This window comes from Ruegeria sp. HKCCD8929, from assembly GCF_013031405.1.
In the GTDB taxonomy this organism is placed as follows: Bacteria; Pseudomonadota; Alphaproteobacteria; order Rhodobacterales; family Rhodobacteraceae; genus Ruegeria.
Map to the genome: position 1 here is coordinate 1 of NZ_WPZY01000120.1, position 1,890 is coordinate 1,890.

Annotated in this window: 3 protein-coding genes; all 3 read right to left on the bottom strand. The window is 62.0% G+C overall.

Annotated elements, in window-relative coordinates; genetic code table 11:
• Positions 1 to 45: 45 nt before the first annotated feature.
• Positions 46 to 549, bottom strand: a complete 504-nt coding sequence (locus GOX53_RS29270) for a hypothetical protein (protein WP_171182398.1) — start codon at positions 547 to 549, stop codon at positions 46 to 48.
• Between the two features lie 10 nt (positions 550 to 559).
• Positions 560 to 1,435, bottom strand: a complete 876-nt coding sequence (locus tag GOX53_RS29275) for a phage tail protein (protein WP_171182399.1) — start codon at positions 1,433 to 1,435, stop codon at positions 560 to 562.
• Positions 1,436 to 1,444: 9 nt separating this feature from the next.
• The coding region (locus GOX53_RS29280) for a phage tail protein (protein WP_217352001.1) at positions 1,445 to 1,890 on the bottom strand (446 nt) is incomplete at its 5' end.

The window sequence follows — 1,890 nt, forward strand, 5'->3', positions numbered from 1 at the left end:
GTGAAACGAGGGGCGGCACATGTTCAGGCTCCAACAGATTCAACTTCAAAACCGGGTAACAACCACCCGCACGATATCCGGCAGCGGCGGCCACGCGGCATCGGCCGTGAAATCTGCATCGGCATCCACGGCCAGCGTCTGCACCTGTTCCTTCATCGCCGTGACCCAGCCGAGCGCTCCTTGCGCACCGGCAAGAATGGAGGATTCGTCACTGGTCCGGTCAGCCGCATCCTTGCCTGCAATCACCGCCGCCGCCGTGGCCATGTTCATCTGCGTTTCCGCCGAGGCCTCGGCGTAAATCCTGCGGCGGCATTCCTGCTTTACGTCTGCCAGCCGGGCATCGGCCAATTCAGCAGCCGAGGGCGGCGGCGGAGTGTAGACGTAGAGCGCGGGTGCGGCCCCGGTGACATCCACCCGCTTGTCGAACCGCCCCGGCCAGTCGGCCTCGTTGATCTCGATCTTTGGCACGGGGATCACCTTGTGCAGGGCCGCGTCATAGAAGCCCAGAATGCGGCCATCGGTGGCGTCGTAATGTGCGTATTTCGTCATTGTCCGATCCTCAGTAGCCGATTGCCAGCAGACGCACGGTCGAGCCGCTTGCGGTCAGATCGCTGTGTCGCAGGCTGACCACATTGATGGTGCTGTTTGTGAGAGTGTTGGTGCCGAGATAATGGGCGTTCCCAACAGAACCGTCCGTGATGTGATCCGAAACGTAAGCATGAAAGATACCGTTCGGGAACGTTATCGGCAGGGTGACCGTTTCCTCCCCGTTCACTTCCACGCTTCGCCACTGGATGATCAGGCCCGAGGGCAATATCTGGTAGCCGTCAGCGCTCAAGACAACGCTGCCTGCGGCGGCGAGGGCTTGGCTGAGGCGTTTCGGCGAGATGACCTTGGTCTCGGACACACCTGCCTCGGCCTCAGCCTTGGTGGCGAAGTCCACCGCCAGCACCCGGTCCAGGGACATATCCCCACCGCCAGTCAGACCGCTGCCCGCCAAGACCTTTCGCTCGACCGGTACATAGGCATCCGTGCCCTGCACCTGCAACACGAGGTTCTGCAGATCGGAGAACACCACGTGGATGCGGATCAGGGCAGAGACGGTGTCCTTCGGCTTGTTCACTGGCGGATCGTAATAACCGATGGCGATCAGATCCCCATCTGCATCGAAGAGGCCAGATTCGCGCACCACATAGGGGCCTTCGGTGACATCGAGCAGGATCTCGAAGAACGCGGTATCGAGCGCGTCCGGCACGGCGCCCGTACCCTGAACCGGTTTCCGGCCCTGTTCGTTCAGTAGTGTCGTCTCGCCGCCCGAGGGGATGCGGTCGCCATCGCCCCAGGCAATATGAGTGATCTGAAGCGGCGCGCCGTTTGCAAGTGCTGCGGCTTCCTTGTTGCGCCCGGTTTGGGTCATGGTTGCGTAATGTGCCATTGTCGCTCCTTACGCGGCTGTCACAATTGAGGTGATCCGGGTGGTCGGCACCACCGCGACCGAGGCGGCCGCGTCCAGAACCGGCGGCGGTTCGAGCTTGGCATCTGCGATGACCCGGATGTGGGTAAGCGGGAAGGCTCCGGCATAAGCCGGGCTGGTGGCGGCGACCCCGACGCGGATCTCGCTGTCCTGCGACCAGCGCTTGGTGGCCTCGACCATCTTCAATGTCGCCTTGGTCTGGCGTTGCGAGAAATAGCCATCGTGATCCGGATAGATCACATCGTCGATCATGATGGTGAGCCGATGGGTGTTGGGTGCACTCATGGGGGTCTGCTGGTACCACTGCTCGATGATCGCAGTCATGCCCAGCAGGCTCAGCCCCAGCTTCACGCCCGCGTCGTAGCCTTCCAGCGATTGCAGCAGCCATGCGTTCTTCAGAATCTGGCGCTGGATCG

Coding starts and splice junctions, on each gene's coding strand:
- GOX53_RS29270 (WP_171182398.1), bottom strand. CDS start 549: ATGACGAAATACGCACATTACGACGCCACCGATGGCCGCATTCTGGGC.
- GOX53_RS29275 (WP_171182399.1), bottom strand. CDS start 1,435: ATGGCACATTACGCAACCATGACCCAAACCGGGCGCAACAAGGAAGCC.